Source organism: Martinezella sp. CNPSo 3959, assembly GCF_057784355.1.
The window spans coordinates 147173-161840 of record NZ_JBXSOV010000010.1 but is presented as its reverse complement, the minus strand read 5'-3'; the positions used below and the strand labels follow the sequence as shown (position 1 = coordinate 161840).

Genomic DNA, 14668 nt, shown 5'->3' with positions numbered 1-14668 from the left:
GATATTTGAAGGAGACTAATCATGCTGTTTGCCTTTGTCTGCAAGGACAAGCCCGGTCACCTGAATGTTCGCATGGAGACGCGCCCGGCGCATCTGGAGCATCTGAACAAGCTCAATGCCGAAGGCACGTTGAAGATGGCGGGTCCGTTCCTGGATGCGGACGGCAAGCCGAACGGTAGTCTCGTTGTCGTCAAGGCCGAGAGCGCCGAGGCCGCCAAGGCGATTGCCGATGCCGATCCCTATACGAAGGCCGGTCTGTTCGAGAGCGTCGAGATCAAGCCGTTCAACTGGGTCTTCAACAATCCGGAGGCATGAGAGATGGCGCATTGGCTTTATAAATCCGAGCCGTCCTCCTGGTCCTGGCAGCAGCAGAAGGATGCCGGCGCAAAAGGCACCGAATGGACCGGCGTGCGCAACTATCTCGCCCGAAACAACATGCGGGCCATGCAGATCGGCGACAAGGGTTTCTTCTATCACTCCAATGACGGGTTGGAGGTCGTCGGTATCGTAGAGGTCTGCGCGCTGGCGCATCCGGATTCGACCGCTAAGGACGATCCGCGCTGGGAATGTGTCGACATCCGCGCCGTTCGCGATATGCCGAATCCGGTGACCCTCAAGGACATCAAGGCCAATCCGAAGCTTTCGCAGATGGCGCTCGTCACCTCCATGCGGCTTTCGGTGCAGCCGGTGACGGATGATGAATGGCTCGAAGTCTGCCGCATGGGTGGTCTGGACAATCCGCCGGCCTGATCCGGCCTTGTTCGGTGGGTGGGAGATTCATTGAAAACCGATCCGGAAAGCTTCATCCGTGCCAATACCAGCGTCATGGCGTCGCCGCATGTGCCGGAAATCCGGCTGCATCTGGCAAGCGAAGCACATGAACTGTGGCTGAAGACGGAAGAAGAGCTGGAGGAGATCGGCCTGCCGCCGCCCTTCTGGGCCTTTGCCTGGGCGGGTGGGCAGGGTCTCGCGCGCTATATCCTCGATCATCCGGAAATCGTTGCCGGCAAAACCGTGCTGGATTTTGCCACCGGCTCCGGGCTCGTCGCGATTGCTGCGAAGCGTGCGGGTGCGGCTCATGTGCTTGCCGTCGATATCGATCCATGGGCGGGCACGGCAATCCGGCTCAATGCCCTTGAAAACGGCGTCACCATCGATTTCTCCAGCAATGACATTATCGGCCGCACCGTGGATGCGGGCGTTATTCTTGCCGGCGATGTCTTCTATGATCGCGATTTTGCCGCGAGCCTCGTTCCCTGGCTAAGACGTCTGGCGGGCGAGGGGAAGACGGTTCTCGTCGGCGATCCCGGCAGGGCCTATCTTCCCAAGGATCGTCTGGAAGAGCAGGCGACCTATCAAGTGCCGGTGACGCGGGCGCTCGAGGACAGCGAGATCAAGAAGACGACGGTCTGGCGATTTCTCGCAGATTGAGAAACGTCAGTGCCTGATGACGCAGACGCCTGCTTCATACGAGCAGGGATTGCCGGCATAGCGGACATCGATGACCTTTGCCTTCGGCCTCAGCTGCGCTGTGGCAGGCGGAGCATAGGGATTGTAGCTGCCATAGCCGATGACATAGGTGCCGCCATCGGCCCGATAGACATCGGCCGAGCCGGCATAGCTGCCGGCGTTTGCCGCGTCGCGCCGCTCCATGATGACAATCCGGGCAGGTTGCTGCTCGCGCCTCTGGGGCTGGGAGATCTGGCTCAGATGCACCAAGCCGGAGCGATCGTGATGATGCCAGTGGCGGTAGTCGCCCGCCGATGCCGGGGCGAAGGAAAGGGTGGCTGCCGCCAAAACGAGCGCTGCTGCCTTGAAAAGATGCGGCTTCATGATTCGACTCGCTTCGATCGGTTAATGAAATCTTAACGGCAGATTGCCTCAAGAGCCGCGCGAAGTCCACGTCAGGGTTGCCGAAATGGTAAACGGCCCGGAATGGGAAGCCCGTCATTGCATGCTCGCTAAAGTGCAGCCCGATCCGAATCGATTAAATTCGATGCAGGCATCAATTGTGCTTGTGGATGGGCGTCTCTGTGATTATTGGTCGCAATGATGCAACGCACACTGCACGTCTCTGCGCGCGCGTTGCCCCGGATAACCGGGTTCTAAGCGTATCGTAACGCCGCGAGGTTCTGATGGCGAACGTCACACAAAACCGGCCTCTGTCGCCGCATCTGCAAATCTACAAACCCATTCCCACCATGGTCATGTCGATCCTCCACCGCATCACCGGGGGCGCGCTCTATTTCGGCACGCTGCTGGTCGCCTGGTGGCTGATCGCCGCGGCGACCGGTCAGGGCTATTTCGATCTGGTCAACTGGATCATGGGCACGATCATCGGTCGTATCATCCTGCTTGGCTACACCTGGGCGCTGCTGCACCACATGCTTGGCGGCCTGCGCCACTTCGTGTGGGATCTCGGGCATGGTTTCGATCCCGCCGTTTCGACCAGAATGGCCAAGGCCACGCTCATCGGCTCGATCGGTCTGACCGCGCTGGTCTGGATCATCGGCATCGTCATCCGGCTGGGTTGATTGGCATGATCGCTCCCGGAAGCGCTTGGGCGCATTTCGGGATCATGCTTTAAAGGATATTTCTCATGGATATGCGCACTCCTCTGGGCAAAGTCCGCGGTCTCGGTTCCGCAAAGGAAGGTACCGATCATTTCTGGCGTCAGCGCCTGACCGCCGTTGCCAATGTTCCCCTCTTTCTCTTCTTCGTCATCTTCCTGATCATCTATGCCGGCGCGCCCTATGCGGAAGTCGTGCACGCGATCTCGAACCCGATCGTGGCCGTCATCTTCGGCCTGATGGTGATCTCAGCCCTCATTCACATGAAGATCGGCATGCAGGTCATCATCGAGGACTATGTTCATGGCGAATTTGCCAAGATCGTCCTTCTCATGCTCAACACGTTCTTCGCGGTCGTCGTGGCGGGGCTCTGTCTTTTCGCCATTCTGAAGATCGCGTTCGTAGGATAATTGCATCATGGCACCGAACTCATCCGCTCAGAATGGGCCTGCTCAAAACGGGAAAGCCTATAAATATATCGATCACTCCTATGATGTGATCGTCGTTGGCGCCGGCGGCGCCGGCCTGCGCGCCACGCTCGGCATGGCCGAACAGGGTTTCCGTACCGCCTGCATCACCAAGGTGTTTCCGACCCGCTCGCACACCGTCGCAGCCCAGGGCGGCATTGCCGCCTCGCTGCAGAACATGACGCCGGACAGCTGGCAGTGGCATCTCTACGACACCGTCAAGGGCTCCGACTGGCTCGGCGATGTCGATGCCATGCAGTACATGGTCATGGAAGCGCCGAAGGCCGTTTACGAGCTTGAGCATTATGGCGTGCCCTTCTCGCGCAACGAAGAAGGCAAGATCTACCAGCGCCCGTTCGGCGGCCACATGCAGAATTTCGGCGAGGGACCGCCGGTGCAGCGCACCTGTGCCGCCGCCGACCGTACCGGTCACGCCATTCTGCACACGCTCTACGGCCAGTCGTTGCGCAACAACGCTGAATTCTTCATCGAATATTTCGCGCTTGATCTCATCATGTCCGACGATGGCAGCCGTTGCACCGGCGTCGTCGCCTGGTGCCTCGATGATGGCACGATCCATCGCTTCGCCGCCAAGATGGTGGTGCTGGCGACCGGCGGCTACGGCCGCGCCTATTTCTCGGCCACGTCTGCCCATACCTGCACCGGCGACGGTGGCGGCATGGTGGCTCGCGCCGGCCTGCCGCTGCAGGACATGGAGTTCGTGCAGTTCCATCCGACCGGCATCTACGGTTCGGGCTGCCTCATCACCGAAGGTGCCCGCGGCGAAGGCGGTTATCTGGTCAATTCCGAGGGCGAGCGCTTCATGGAACGCTATGCGCCTTCGGCGAAGGACCTTGCCTCGCGTGACGTCGTTTCACGCTGCATGACGCTTGAGATCCGTGAGGGTCGCGGCGTCGGCAAGAACAAGGATCACATCTTCCTGCATCTCGACCACCTTGATCCGGCCGTGCTGCATGAGCGCCTGCCGGGCATTTCCGAGAGTGCCCGCATCTTCGCCGGCGTTGATGTGACCCGTGACCCGATCCCCGTCCTGCCGACCGTTCACTACAACATGGGCGGCATTCCGACAAACTATTGGGGCGAAGTGCTGAATGCCGACAGCAACAATCCCGAGCGCGTGCTGCCGGGCCTGATGGCCGTCGGCGAAGCCGGCTGCGCGTCGGTGCATGGCGCCAACCGCCTCGGCTCGAATTCGCTGATCGACCTTGTGGTCTTCGGCCGCGCCGCCGCCATCCGCGCCGGCCAGGTCATCGACCGTGTCGGTCCGGTTCCTCCGGTCAACGTCGCGGCCTGCGACAAGATCATGGAGCGCTTCGATCGCTTGCGTCACGCCAGCGGCTCGACGCCGACGGCAGCGCTGCGCGAGAAGATGCAGCGCGCCATGCAGGAAGATGCGGCCGTGTTCCGCACCCAGGAATCGCTGGAATCCGGCTGCCGCCGTCTTTCGGAAATCTGGGGTGAAATGTCCGACATCAAGGTCACCGATCGTTCGCTGACCTGGAATTCCGACCTCGTCGAAACGCTGGAACTCCACAATCTGATGGCCAACGCCATCACGACGATCTACGGCGCCGAGGCCCGCAAGGAAAGCCGCGGCTCGCATGCTCGCGAAGACTATACCGAGGGTAAGTTCGCCGGCCGCGACGACGAAAACTGGCGCAAGCATACGCTTGCCTGGGTTAACGAGGCAGGCGACGTGAAGCTCGACTATCGTCCGGTTCACACCGACCTGATCGCCGAAGGCATCGATCCGCACAAGATCGAGCCGAAGGCACGCGTGTACTGATCTGAGAGGAACTGACCATGGTTGAACTCGCTCTCCCCAAGAACTCTCAGATGCGCGAAGGCAAGGTCTGGCCGAAACCGGTCGGTGCCAAGAACACGCGCGAATTCCGCGTCTATCGCTGGAGCCCGGATGACGGCCAGAACCCGAGCATCGATACCTACTATATCGATATCGATGATTGCGGCCCCATGGTGCTCGATGGTCTGCTCTACATCAAGAACAACATCGACCCGACACTGACCCTGCGCCGCTCCTGTCGCGAAGGCATTTGCGGCTCCTGCGCGATGAATATCGACGGCACCAACACGCTCGCCTGCACCAAGGGTCTGGACGAGATCAAGGGCACGGTGAAGGTCTACCCGCTGCCGCACATGCCCGTCGTCAAGGACCTCGTGCCGGATCTGACGAATTTTTATGCGCAGCACCGCTCGATCGAGCCTTGGCTGAAGACGGTATCGCCGCCGCCGGCCAAGGAATGGAAGCAGAGCCATGAGGACCGCCTGAAGCTCGACGGCCTCTATGAATGCATCCTGTGCGCCTGCTGCTCGACCTCCTGTCCGAGCTACTGGTGGAACGGCGACCGTTACCTCGGTCCGGCGGTTCTGCTGCAGGCCTATCGCTGGCTGATCGATTCCAGAGACGAAGCCAAGGGTGAACGCCTCGACAATCTCGAGGATCCGTTCCGCCTCTATCGCTGCCATACGATCATGAATTGCGCCCAGACCTGCCCGAAGGGTCTGAACCCGGCCAAGGCGATCGCCGAAATCAAGAAGATGATGGTCGAGCGGCGGGTCTAACCCGCCGCTTTCGGCCGTTTAACCGCAAAATCAAAATGCTTCGGCAAGCTCGCCGAAGCGCCCGCATGTCCTGCAGATGGTTCGCGATATGCTGCCGTTGCGAGGACATTCGAGCACAGGCGGGTGTCGGAGAAGCAACCGAATTGACCGCTCGCAGTCATTTTGGATGAGTTACAGCCGGTTAAGCCTTGAAACCACCCGATTCTTGTCCAGCTATCGCCTACGACAATTTGTAGCGGTATCGACTTGATTAACCAAAGTGAAATACGATAATTCGGACATCATTAAATATCACTTTGCAGATGTCAGCGGTGGACAATCATTTAGGAGTGTGATGATGCAGTTTAGATATGCAGTGACGGCTGCGGCGATTGGCCTGTCGCTTGCCGGTTGCCAGCGCACGGCATACAACAACGATAGTTATTCTTCTCCGCCGCCACTGCAGGCCCAGCCTGTTCCTTCCGTACAATCCAGCCAACTTCCGCCGGCAGGCGCCGGTAACGGTTCGCAGTTCCCGGCCGCCCCTGCGAGCGCGCCGAATGCAGCTAATCCAGCACAGCAGCAGGCGATGGCGGCGTCCGCCATGGATGTCACGAAGGAATCGATGGTCGGCAGCTGGAAGGTCAGCAACGGCGGATCGAGCTGCGACATGTTCCTGACGCTGACGAACCTCGGCAGTGGCTCGCGCGGTGGCACGCGCGGTTGCGCTGGCGAGCTGACCTCGATGGGGTCGTGGGAGGTTTCCGGCAAGCAGGTCCTGTTGAAGAATCGTGACGGCTCGACGATCGGTACGGTCTACAAGACGGCCGCTTCGCGCTTTGACGGTTCGACCGCCTCCGGTCAACCGCTCAGCCTCAGCCGATAAGCTTATTTGAAAGGGGCGGCATCCTCTGGATGCGCCCCATTTGCACAGGCGGATATTTCCCCATGCAGCCCATGCCAGATTACTCGATCAGCGTCTGCGAACAGCTGAAGGCGCTGACGGCGTCCGGATCCCTTCAGGTGGATTCGGCGCAGATCGATGTGGCGAAAAAGCTGGACCGTGTGCTTGCCGATCTCAAACGGAAACGGCCCGCGGCAAAGTCCAGCGCGCTGGGGTGGATGTTTGCCGCGCGCAAGAAATCGGCGGAGACGATCAAGGGCCTCTATATTCATGGCAGCGTCGGCCGCGGCAAGACCATGTTGATGGACATGTTCTTCGCGATGGCGCCCTGCCCGAAGAAGCGCCGGGCGCATTTTTTCGAGTTCATGAACGATGTGCACAACCGGATCGCAGCGCAGCGGCTGAAATTCAAGAACGGCGAGACAAAGCAGACCGACCCCATACCACCTGTTGCCGCCGATCTCTACGCCGAAGCCGAATTGCTGTGCTTCGATGAATTCACGGTCACCGACATTGCCGATGCGATGATCCTCTCGCGGCTGTTTTCCGAGCTGTTTTCGCTCGGCTGCGTGCTGATCGCCACTTCGAATGTCGAGCCGGACAATCTCTATCGTGATGGGCTCAATCGTGGCCTTTTTCTGCCCTTCATCGATCTCTTGAAGAAGCATGTCGATATCGTGACGCTGGATTCGCCGACCGATTACCGCATGGAGAAGCTGAACAGCCAGCCGGTCTATCTCACTCCGCTTGACCAGCGTACCGACATGGCGATGGACGCCTCCTGGATGCAGGGGCTACACGGGCGCAAGGCGCAGCCGATGGAGATCCCGATGAAGGGGCGCTCCATCCATGTCCCGCTCGCCGTCGATCGCATGGCGCGTTTCTCCTTCGCCGATCTTTGCGACGCGCCGCTGGGGCCTGCTGATTTCCTCGCCGTCGCCGAGCGTTTCGATACGATCTTTCTCGATCACGTGCCGAAGCTTGGTCCGGACAAGCGGAACCAAACGAAGCGTTTCATCATTTTGATCGATACGCTCTACGATCATAATATTCGGCTTTACGTCTCTGCAGCCGCGATGCCGGAAGAGCTGCTCGTGGAGCGTCGGGGCACCGAAGGCTTCGAATTCGACCGGACCGCATCCCGGCTTTTCGAGATGCGCAGCGCCGAATATCTCGCCCAGACACCGGCAAGGCGCGCCGCTGAGTAACAAATCGGTGACGGATTGACTTACGTTTACGTAAGAATTTTTCGATCTAACCGATTGAAATTCCTGATCTCAAAATAATCAATTGCCAATTTCCGCCTTTGGGTCTATGCGAGTTGCGGCATAGGTGGATGCCCTTGCAGGTGTCCCGCCACGGATTTTGATCGCAAAGGATACACCGAAATGGCGCGCAACAAGATCGCACTTATTGGTTCTGGCATGATTGGTGGCACGCTGGCGCATCTCGCCGGCCTGAAGGAACTGGGCGACATCGTCCTGTTCGACATCGCGGACGGCATTCCTCAGGGCAAGGGCCTCGATATCGCCCAGTCCTCTCCCGTCGAAGGCTTCGACGCCAACCTTACGGGCGCCAGCGACTATTCTGCGATCGAAGGCGCTGACGTCTGCATCGTCACCGCTGGCGTTCCCCGCAAGCCGGGCATGAGCCGCGACGATCTTCTCGGCATCAATCTCAAGGTCATGGAACAGGTCGGCGCCGGCATCAAGAAGTATGCCCCGAACGCTTTCGTGATCTGCATCACCAATCCGCTCGACGCCATGGTCTGGGCGCTGCAGAAGTTCTCGGGCCTGCCAACCAACAAGGTCGTTGGCATGGCTGGCGTGCTCGATAGCTCGCGCTTCCGCCTCTTCCTCGCCAAGGAATTCAACGTATCGGTCGAAGACGTCACGGCTTTCGTTCTCGGCGGCCACGGCGATTCGATGGTGCCGCTCGCTCGCTACTCCACCGTTGCCGGCATCCCGCTGACGGACCTCGTCACCATGGGCTGGCTCACTGCCGAGCGCCTCGAAGAAATCATCCAGCGCACCCGTGACGGCGGCGCCGAGATCGTCGGCCTGCTCAAGACCGGTTCCGCTTATTACGCCCCGGCTGCTTCCGCCATCGCGATGGCCGAATCCTACCTCAAGGACAAGAAGCGCGTCCTGCCCTGCGCCGCTCACCTCGACGGCCAGTATGGCGTCAAGGACATGTATGTCGGCGTTCCCACCGTCATCGGTGCCGGCGGCATCGAGCGCGTGATCGAGATCGATCTGAACAAGGCCGAAAAAGAAGCCTTCGACAAGTCGGTCGCAGCTGTTGCGGGTCTTTGCGAAGCCTGCGCCACGATCGCGCCGTCGCTGAAATAATCTAGCCGTTCCAACAGGGATAGACCCATGAACATTCATGAATACCAGGCCAAGGCGCTGTTGAAGAGCTATGGCGCACCCGTCGCGGACGGCGTTGCCATCTTCTCCGCCGATGAAGCCGCCGCCGCTGCCAAGCAGCTCCCGGGCCCGCTCTACGTCGTCAAGAGCCAGATCCATGCTGGCGGCCGCGGTAAGGGCAAGTTCAAGGAACTCGGCCCGGACGCCAAGGGCGGCGTTCGTCTCGCCAAGTCCGTTGACGACGTCGTCGCCAACGCCAAGGACATGCTCGGCAACACGCTGGTAACCAAGCAGACCGGCCCAGTCGGCAAGCAGGTCAACCGCCTCTACATCGAAGACGGCGCGGACATCGACCGCGAACTCTACCTCTCGATCCTGGTCGACCGCTCCGTCGGTCAGGTCGCTTTCGTCGTTTCGACCGAAGGCGGCATGGACATCGAGACCGTTGCGCACGACACGCCGGAAAAGATCATCACCGTCGCCATCGACCCGTCGACGGGTGTGACGGCTGCCAATACGGCTGCTCTTTCCGACGCGCTGAAGCTCGAGGGTGCTGCCCGCGAAGATGCCGCCAAGCTCTTCCCGATCCTCTACAAGGCCTTCGTCGAGAAGGATATGGCGCTGCTGGAAGTCAACCCGCTGATCGTCATGACCAACGGCCGTCTGCGCGTTCTCGACGCCAAGGTTTCCTTCGACGGCAACGCTCTCTTCCGTCACGAAGACGTCCGCGCGCTGCGCGACACGTCCGAAGAAGACGAGAAGGAAATCCAGGCCCATGAATACGACCTCGCCTATGTCGCCCTCGACGGCAACATCGGCTGCATGGTCAACGGCGCCGGCCTTGCCATGGCAACCATGGACATCATCAAGCTCTACGGCGCTGAGCCGGCGAACTTCCTCGATGTCGGCGGTGGCGCCACCAAGGAAAAGGTTACGGCCGCGTTCAAGATCATCACCGCCGATCCGGCTGTCCAGGGCATTCTGGTCAACATCTTCGGCGGCATCATGAAGTGCGATGTCATTGCCGAAGGCGTGCTCGCAGCCGTCAAGGAAGTCGGTCTGAAGGTTCCGCTCGTCGTTCGCCTTGAAGGCACGAATGTCGAGCTCGGCAAGAAGATCATCAACGAATCCGGTCTCAACGTCATCTCCGCAGATGACCTGGACGATGCCGCCCAGAAGATCGTGAAGGCAGTCAAGGGCTGATCGGGATGGCTGCTTCCTTCGCTCCAACGGCTGCTCATCTCCGCCTCGGTGCCTTTGCCGGCACCTGGGAAGGGGAAGAGCGTGTCGCGGCTTCGGCCTGGACGAAGGAAGGCACGGCAACTGCGCAGCTCACGGCTGAGTGTCTGTTCGGCGGATTTTTCGTCGAACAGCGCTACGTACAGAAGCGGGACGGCAGCACGTCGTTCGAAGCCCGGAACATTCTCGGCTTCGACGCTGCGGATCAGGCCTACAAGCTCTATCAGTTCGATACGGTGGGCTTTACGCCCGCCGCGCCGGCCTCCGGCGAATGGATCGACGACAAGCTTGTCCTGACCAAGGTCTCGCCGCGCGGTCAGCAACGCACTCTCTTTCAGTTCGAAAATGAAGACTGCTACCGCATGGGCGTCACGTTCTCGCCCGCCGGCAGCGATACATGGCAGGAGGTCGTCAGCGGCTTATATCGCCGCGTTGCCTCCGCGTCTTCCAACCTCTCGTAACAAAGGCCTCGCATGTCTATTCTCATCAACAAAGACACCAAGGTTCTGGTTCAGGGCCTGACCGGCAAGACCGGTACCTTCCACACCGAACAGGCGCTTGCCTATCACGGCACGAAGATGGTCGGCGGCATCCACCCTTCCAAGGGCGGTGAAACCTGGACCGGCAAGGACGGCGAAAAGCTGCCGATCTTCAAGTCCGTCGCCGAAGGCAAGGACGCGACCGGCGCCAACGCCTCGGTCATTTACGTACCGCCGGCAGGCGCTGCGGCTGCGATCCTCGAAGCGATCGAAGCCGAGATCCCGCTGATCGTCTGCATCACGGAAGGCATTCCGGTCGCCGACATGGTCAAGGTCAAGGACCGCCTGATCAAGTCGAAGTCGCGTCTGATCGGACCGAACTGCCCGGGCGTTCTGACCCCGAACGAATGCAAGATCGGCATTATGCCGGGCTCCATCTTCAAGAAGGGCTCCGTCGGCGTTCTCTCGCGTTCCGGCACGCTGACCTATGAAGCCGTGTTCCAGACCACCAATGAAGGTCTCGGTCAGACGACGGCTGTCGGCATCGGCGGCGACCCGGTCAAGGGCACCGAATTCATCGACATCCTGGAAATGTTCCTCGCCGACGACGAAACCAAGTCGATCATCATGATCGGCGAAATCGGCGGTTCGGCTGAAGAAGAAGCCGCGCAGTTCCTCAAGGACGAAGCCAAGAAGGGCCGCAAGAAGCCGATGGTCGGTTTCATCGCCGGCCGCACGGCACCTCCCGGCCGCACCATGGGCCATGCGGGCGCCGTGATTTCCGGCGGCAAGGGCGGCGCGGAAGACAAGATCGCAGCGATGGAAGCGGCAGGCATCCGCGTGTCGCCGTCGCCGGCGCGTCTCGGCAAGACACTGGTGGAAGTCCTGAAGGGCTGAGCCTACCTATAGCAAGGCCGGACGGGGCGGCAGTCGCCTTGTCCCGTCCGGTTTCGACATTTGCAAGTGCATAACTGCGGCCTTCATGGCTGTGAACGAAATACGGTCGCCGGGGACCCGAAAACCGGCAATGCAAACAAGTTGGGAGACGGGCGAGAGCGCCCGCAGATTCACCATGGCAAGGCAAGAAGCCAACGAGCAATTTCAGATCACCTCGTTCCTGGATGGCGCCAATGCTGCCTATATCGAGCAGCTCTACGCGCGCTACGAGGACGATCCTTCATCGGTCTCCGACGAATGGCGGTCTTTCTTCAAGGCGCTCGAGGATAGCCCCGACGATGTGAGGAAGGCAGCCAAGGGCGCCTCTTGGCAGCGCAAGAACTGGCCGATCCCGGCAAAGGGCGATCTGGTTTCCGCGCTCGACGGCGACTGGGGCGTGGTCGAAAAGGTCATCGAAACCAAGCTGAAGGCGAAGGCGGAAACTGCCGGTACGCCGGCGAGCGCGACCGACGTGCTGCAGGCGACGCGCGATAGCGTCCGCGCCATCATGATGATCCGTGCCTATCGCATGCGCGGCCACCTGCACGCCAAGCTCGATCCGCTCGGCATCGCCGCTCCGGTCGAAGACTACAAGGAACTGTCGCCGGAAGCCTATGGTTTCACCGAGGCCGACCTCGACCGCAAGATCTTCATCGACAACGTGCTTGGTCTCGAATTCGCAACCATTCGCGAGATGATCGAGATCCTCGAGCGCACCTACTGCTCCACCCTCGGCGTCGAATTCATGCACATCTCCAATCCGGAGGAAAAGGCCTGGATTCAAGAGCGCATCGAAGGTCCGGACAAGGGCATCGCCTTCAATTCCGAACGCAAGAAGGCCATCCTGCAGAAGATCATCGAAGCCGAAGGCTACGAGCAGTTCCTCGACGTCAAGTTCAAGGGCACCAAGCGTTTCGGCCTCGACGGCGGTGAATCGCTGATCCCGGCGCTTGAACAGATCCTCAAGAGCGGCAGCCAGCTCGGTCTTCGCGAAGCCGTCTTCGGCATGGCTCACCGCGGCCGTCTGAACGTGCTGTCCCAGGTCATGGGCAAGCCGCATCGCGCCATCTTCCACGAGTTCAAGGGTGGCTCCTACGCGCCGGACGAAGTCGAAGGCTCGGGCGACGTCAAGTACCATCTCGGCGCTTCTTCGGACCGCGATTTCGATGGTGCGAAGGTACACGTCTCGCTGACGGCAAACCCGTCGCATCTCGAAATCGTCAATCCGGTCGTCATGGGCAAGGCTCGCGCCAAGCAGGACATGGGCGCCACCCAGTGGGACGGCGACATCATCCCGCTCTCCGAGCGTGCCAAGGTCGTGCCGCTGCTCATCCATGGTGACGCAGCTTTCGCCGGCCAGGGCGTCGTTGCCGAAATCCTCGGCCTCTCCGGTCTGCGCGGCCACCGCGTTGCCGGTACGATGCACGTCATCATCAACAACCAGATTGGTTTCACCACCAATCCGGCCTTCTCGCGTTCGTCGCCCTATCCGTCCGACGTCGCCAAGATGATCGAAGCGCCGATCTTCCACGTCAACGGCGACGATCCTGAAGCGGTCGTTTACGCTGCGAAGATCGCAACCGAATTCCGCATGAAGTTCCACAAGCCTGTGGTCCTCGACCTGTTCTGCTACCGCCGCTACGGCCACAATGAAGGCGATGAACCGTCCTTCACGCAGCCGAACATGTACAAGGTCATCCGCGCCCACAGCACGGTCTTGCAGATCTACTCGCAGCGGCTGGTCAGCGAAGGCGTGCTGACTGAAGGCGAAGTCGAAAAGATGAAGGCCGATTGGCGTGCCCATCTCGAGCAGGAGTTCGAGGCCGGCCAGTCCTACAAGCCGAACAAGGCCGACTGGCTGGATGGCGAGTGGTCCGGCCTGCACACGGCCGACAATGCCGACGAGCAGCGCCGCGGCAAAACGGCCGTGCCGATGAAGTCGCTGAAGGAAATCGGTCGCAAGCTGTCGGAAATCCCGACCGGCTTCCACGCGCACCGCACCATCCAGCGCTTCATGGAAAACCGCGCCAACATGGTGCAGACGGGCGAGGGCATCGACTGGGCCATGGCGGAAGCCCTGGCATTCGGTTCGCTCGTCGTCGAAGGCCACAAGATCCGTCTGTCCGGTCAGGATTGCGAACGCGGCACCTTCTCGCAGCGTCATTCGGTTCTCTACGATCAAGAGACCGAAGAGCGCTATATTCCGCTCGCCAATCTCTCGCCGACCCAGGCCCGCTACGAAGTCATCAACTCGATGCTCTCGGAAGAAGCGGTTCTCGGCTTCGAATATGGCTACTCGCTTGCCCGTCCGAACGCGCTGACCCTCTGGGAGGCCCAGTTCGGCGATTTCGCCAACGGTGCGCAGGTCGTCTTCGACCAGTTCATCTCGTCGGGCGAACGCAAGTGGCTGCGCATGTCCGGTCTCGTCTGCCTGCTGCCGCATGGCTATGAAGGCCAGGGTCCGGAACACTCCTCCGCCCGCCTGGAACGCTATCTGCAGCTCTGCGCCGAGGATAACATGCAGGTCGCCAACGTCACGACGCCGGCGAACTACTTCCATATCCTGCGCCGTCAGCTGAAGCGCGACTTCCGCAAGCCGCTGATCCTGATGACGCCGAAGTCGCTGCTGCGCCACAAGCGCGCCGTATCGACCCTTGCGGAGATGGCCGGCGAAAGCTCGTTCCATCGCTTGCTCTGGGATGATGCGGAGCTGATCAAGGACAGCCCGATCAAGCTGCAGAAGGACAACAAGATTCGTCGCGTCGTCATCTGCTCGGGCAAGGTCTATTACGATCTGCTGGAAGAGCGCGAGAAGCGCGGCATCGACGATATCTACCTGCTGCGTATCGAACAGCTCTATCCGTTCCCGGCCAAGGCGCTCATCAACGAGCTCAGCCGCTTCCGCAATGCGGAAATGGTCTGGTGCCAGGAAGAGCCGAAGAACATGGGCGCATGGTCCTTCATCGATCCGTATCTGGAATGGGTACTTGCCCATATCGATGCCAAGTACCAGCGCGTTCGCTACACCGGCCGTCCGGCCGCCGCCTCCCCGGCGACGGGCCTGATGTCCAAGCATCTGTCGCAGCTTGCGGCGTTCCTCGAGGACGCGCTCGGCGGTTGA

15 protein-coding genes are annotated in these 14668 nt (G+C 60.5%); 14 read left to right on the top strand and 1 reads right to left on the bottom strand.

The features are described 5' to 3' along the window. Window positions 1-21: 21 nt before the first annotated feature. The 3 genes from AC13RE_RS20610 to AC13RE_RS20600 are packed head-to-tail and all read left to right on the top strand — an operon-like array spanning window position 22 to window position 1431. Entirely contained in the window at window positions 22-315 is a 294-nt protein-coding gene (locus tag AC13RE_RS20610; RefSeq protein ID WP_015341422.1) for a YciI-like protein, read from the top strand. Between the two features lie 3 nt (window positions 316-318). After that, on the top strand, window positions 319-750 hold the full coding sequence (locus tag AC13RE_RS20605) for an EVE domain-containing protein (protein ID WP_488564297.1): 432 nt from the start codon (window positions 319-321) through the stop codon (window positions 748-750). 30 nt (window positions 751-780) lie between these two features. Continuing rightward, entirely contained in the window at window positions 781-1431 is a 651-nt protein-coding gene (locus AC13RE_RS20600) for a class I SAM-dependent methyltransferase (protein ID WP_488564296.1), read from the top strand. A 6-nt stretch (window positions 1432-1437) separates the two neighbouring features. Here the strand turns inward: AC13RE_RS20600 and AC13RE_RS20595 are convergent, their stop codons facing one another. Beyond that, window positions 1438-1833, bottom strand: a complete 396-nt coding sequence (locus AC13RE_RS20595; RefSeq protein WP_488564295.1) for a hypothetical protein — start codon at window positions 1831-1833, stop codon at window positions 1438-1440. Window positions 1834-2135: 302 nt separating this feature from the next. Between AC13RE_RS20595 and sdhC the strand changes: the two genes are divergently transcribed. The 11 genes from sdhC to AC13RE_RS20540 all read left to right on the top strand — a co-directional run bounded on the left by sdhC (window position 2136) and on the right by AC13RE_RS20540 (window position 14668). Beyond that, a complete protein-coding gene (gene sdhC, locus AC13RE_RS20590) occupies window positions 2136-2534 on the top strand; it encodes a succinate dehydrogenase, cytochrome b556 subunit (protein ID WP_488486591.1) in 399 nt (132 codons plus the stop codon). Window positions 2535-2599: 65 nt separating this feature from the next. Continuing rightward, window positions 2600-2980: a succinate dehydrogenase, hydrophobic membrane anchor protein gene (sdhD, locus tag AC13RE_RS20585; protein ID WP_488564294.1), complete on the top strand. Its 381-nt coding sequence runs from the start codon at window positions 2600-2602 to the stop codon at window positions 2978-2980. Between the two features lie 7 nt (window positions 2981-2987). Then, on the top strand, window positions 2988-4844 hold the full coding sequence (gene sdhA, locus AC13RE_RS20580) for a succinate dehydrogenase flavoprotein subunit (RefSeq protein ID WP_488564293.1): 1857 nt from the start codon (window positions 2988-2990) through the stop codon (window positions 4842-4844). Window positions 4845-4861: 17 nt separating this feature from the next. Further along, entirely contained in the window at window positions 4862-5641 is a 780-nt protein-coding gene (locus AC13RE_RS20575) for a succinate dehydrogenase iron-sulfur subunit (RefSeq protein WP_015341415.1), read from the top strand. A gap of 337 nt (window positions 5642-5978) precedes the next feature. Continuing rightward, window positions 5979-6506 (top strand): protease inhibitor Inh/omp19 family protein, encoded by a 528-nt coding sequence (locus AC13RE_RS20570; RefSeq protein ID WP_015341413.1) that lies wholly within the window; start codon window positions 5979-5981, stop codon window positions 6504-6506. Window positions 6507-6568: 62 nt separating this feature from the next. Further along, window positions 6569-7732 (top strand): cell division protein ZapE, encoded by a 1164-nt coding sequence (zapE, locus tag AC13RE_RS20565; RefSeq protein WP_488564292.1) that lies wholly within the window; start codon window positions 6569-6571, stop codon window positions 7730-7732. 180 nt (window positions 7733-7912) lie between these two features. Further along, complete coding sequence (mdh, locus tag AC13RE_RS20560; protein WP_015341411.1) at window positions 7913-8875, top strand: malate dehydrogenase; 963 nt, start codon at window positions 7913-7915, stop codon at window positions 8873-8875. A 27-nt stretch (window positions 8876-8902) separates the two neighbouring features. After that, window positions 8903-10096, top strand: coding sequence for an ADP-forming succinate--CoA ligase subunit beta (gene sucC / locus AC13RE_RS20555; protein ID WP_488564291.1), 1194 nt, complete (start codon window positions 8903-8905; stop codon window positions 10094-10096). Window positions 10097-10101: 5 nt separating this feature from the next. Beyond that, the gene (locus AC13RE_RS20550) at window positions 10102-10593 is read left to right on the top strand and encodes a DUF1579 family protein (RefSeq protein ID WP_132720617.1); all 492 of its coding nucleotides are present in this window, start codon (window positions 10102-10104) and stop codon (window positions 10591-10593) included. A 12-nt stretch (window positions 10594-10605) separates the two neighbouring features. After that, window positions 10606-11508, top strand: coding sequence for a succinate--CoA ligase subunit alpha (gene sucD, locus AC13RE_RS20545; protein WP_068388874.1), 903 nt, complete (start codon window positions 10606-10608; stop codon window positions 11506-11508). Window positions 11509-11683: 175 nt separating this feature from the next. Continuing rightward, on the top strand, window positions 11684-14668 hold the full coding sequence (locus AC13RE_RS20540; protein ID WP_488564290.1) for a 2-oxoglutarate dehydrogenase E1 component: 2985 nt from the start codon (window positions 11684-11686) through the stop codon (window positions 14666-14668).

What these genes read in the sequence shown, in the direction of transcription:
- AC13RE_RS20570 (WP_015341413.1), top strand. Translation starts at nt 5,979, where the DNA reads ATGCAGTTTAGATATGCAGTGACGGCTGCGGCGATTGGCCTGTCGCTT.
- AC13RE_RS20605 (WP_488564297.1), top strand. Translation starts at nt 319, where the DNA reads ATGGCGCATTGGCTTTATAAATCCGAGCCGTCCTCCTGGTCCTGGCAG.
- sdhC (WP_488486591.1), top strand. Translation starts at nt 2,136, where the DNA reads ATGGCGAACGTCACACAAAACCGGCCTCTGTCGCCGCATCTGCAAATC.
- AC13RE_RS20540 (WP_488564290.1), top strand. Translation starts at nt 11,684, where the DNA reads ATGGCAAGGCAAGAAGCCAACGAGCAATTTCAGATCACCTCGTTCCTG.
- AC13RE_RS20610 (WP_015341422.1), top strand. Translation starts at nt 22, where the DNA reads ATGCTGTTTGCCTTTGTCTGCAAGGACAAGCCCGGTCACCTGAATGTT.
- mdh (WP_015341411.1), top strand. Translation starts at nt 7,913, where the DNA reads ATGGCGCGCAACAAGATCGCACTTATTGGTTCTGGCATGATTGGTGGC.
- sdhA (WP_488564293.1), top strand. Translation starts at nt 2,988, where the DNA reads ATGGCACCGAACTCATCCGCTCAGAATGGGCCTGCTCAAAACGGGAAA.
- AC13RE_RS20550 (WP_132720617.1), top strand. Translation starts at nt 10,102, where the DNA reads ATGGCTGCTTCCTTCGCTCCAACGGCTGCTCATCTCCGCCTCGGTGCC.
- sdhD (WP_488564294.1), top strand. Translation starts at nt 2,600, where the DNA reads ATGGATATGCGCACTCCTCTGGGCAAAGTCCGCGGTCTCGGTTCCGCA.
- sucC (WP_488564291.1), top strand. Translation starts at nt 8,903, where the DNA reads ATGAACATTCATGAATACCAGGCCAAGGCGCTGTTGAAGAGCTATGGC.
- zapE (WP_488564292.1), top strand. Translation starts at nt 6,569, where the DNA reads ATGCAGCCCATGCCAGATTACTCGATCAGCGTCTGCGAACAGCTGAAG.
- AC13RE_RS20575 (WP_015341415.1), top strand. Translation starts at nt 4,862, where the DNA reads ATGGTTGAACTCGCTCTCCCCAAGAACTCTCAGATGCGCGAAGGCAAG.
- sucD (WP_068388874.1), top strand. Translation starts at nt 10,606, where the DNA reads ATGTCTATTCTCATCAACAAAGACACCAAGGTTCTGGTTCAGGGCCTG.
- AC13RE_RS20595 (WP_488564295.1), bottom strand. Translation starts at nt 1,833, where the DNA reads ATGAAGCCGCATCTTTTCAAGGCAGCAGCGCTCGTTTTGGCGGCAGCC.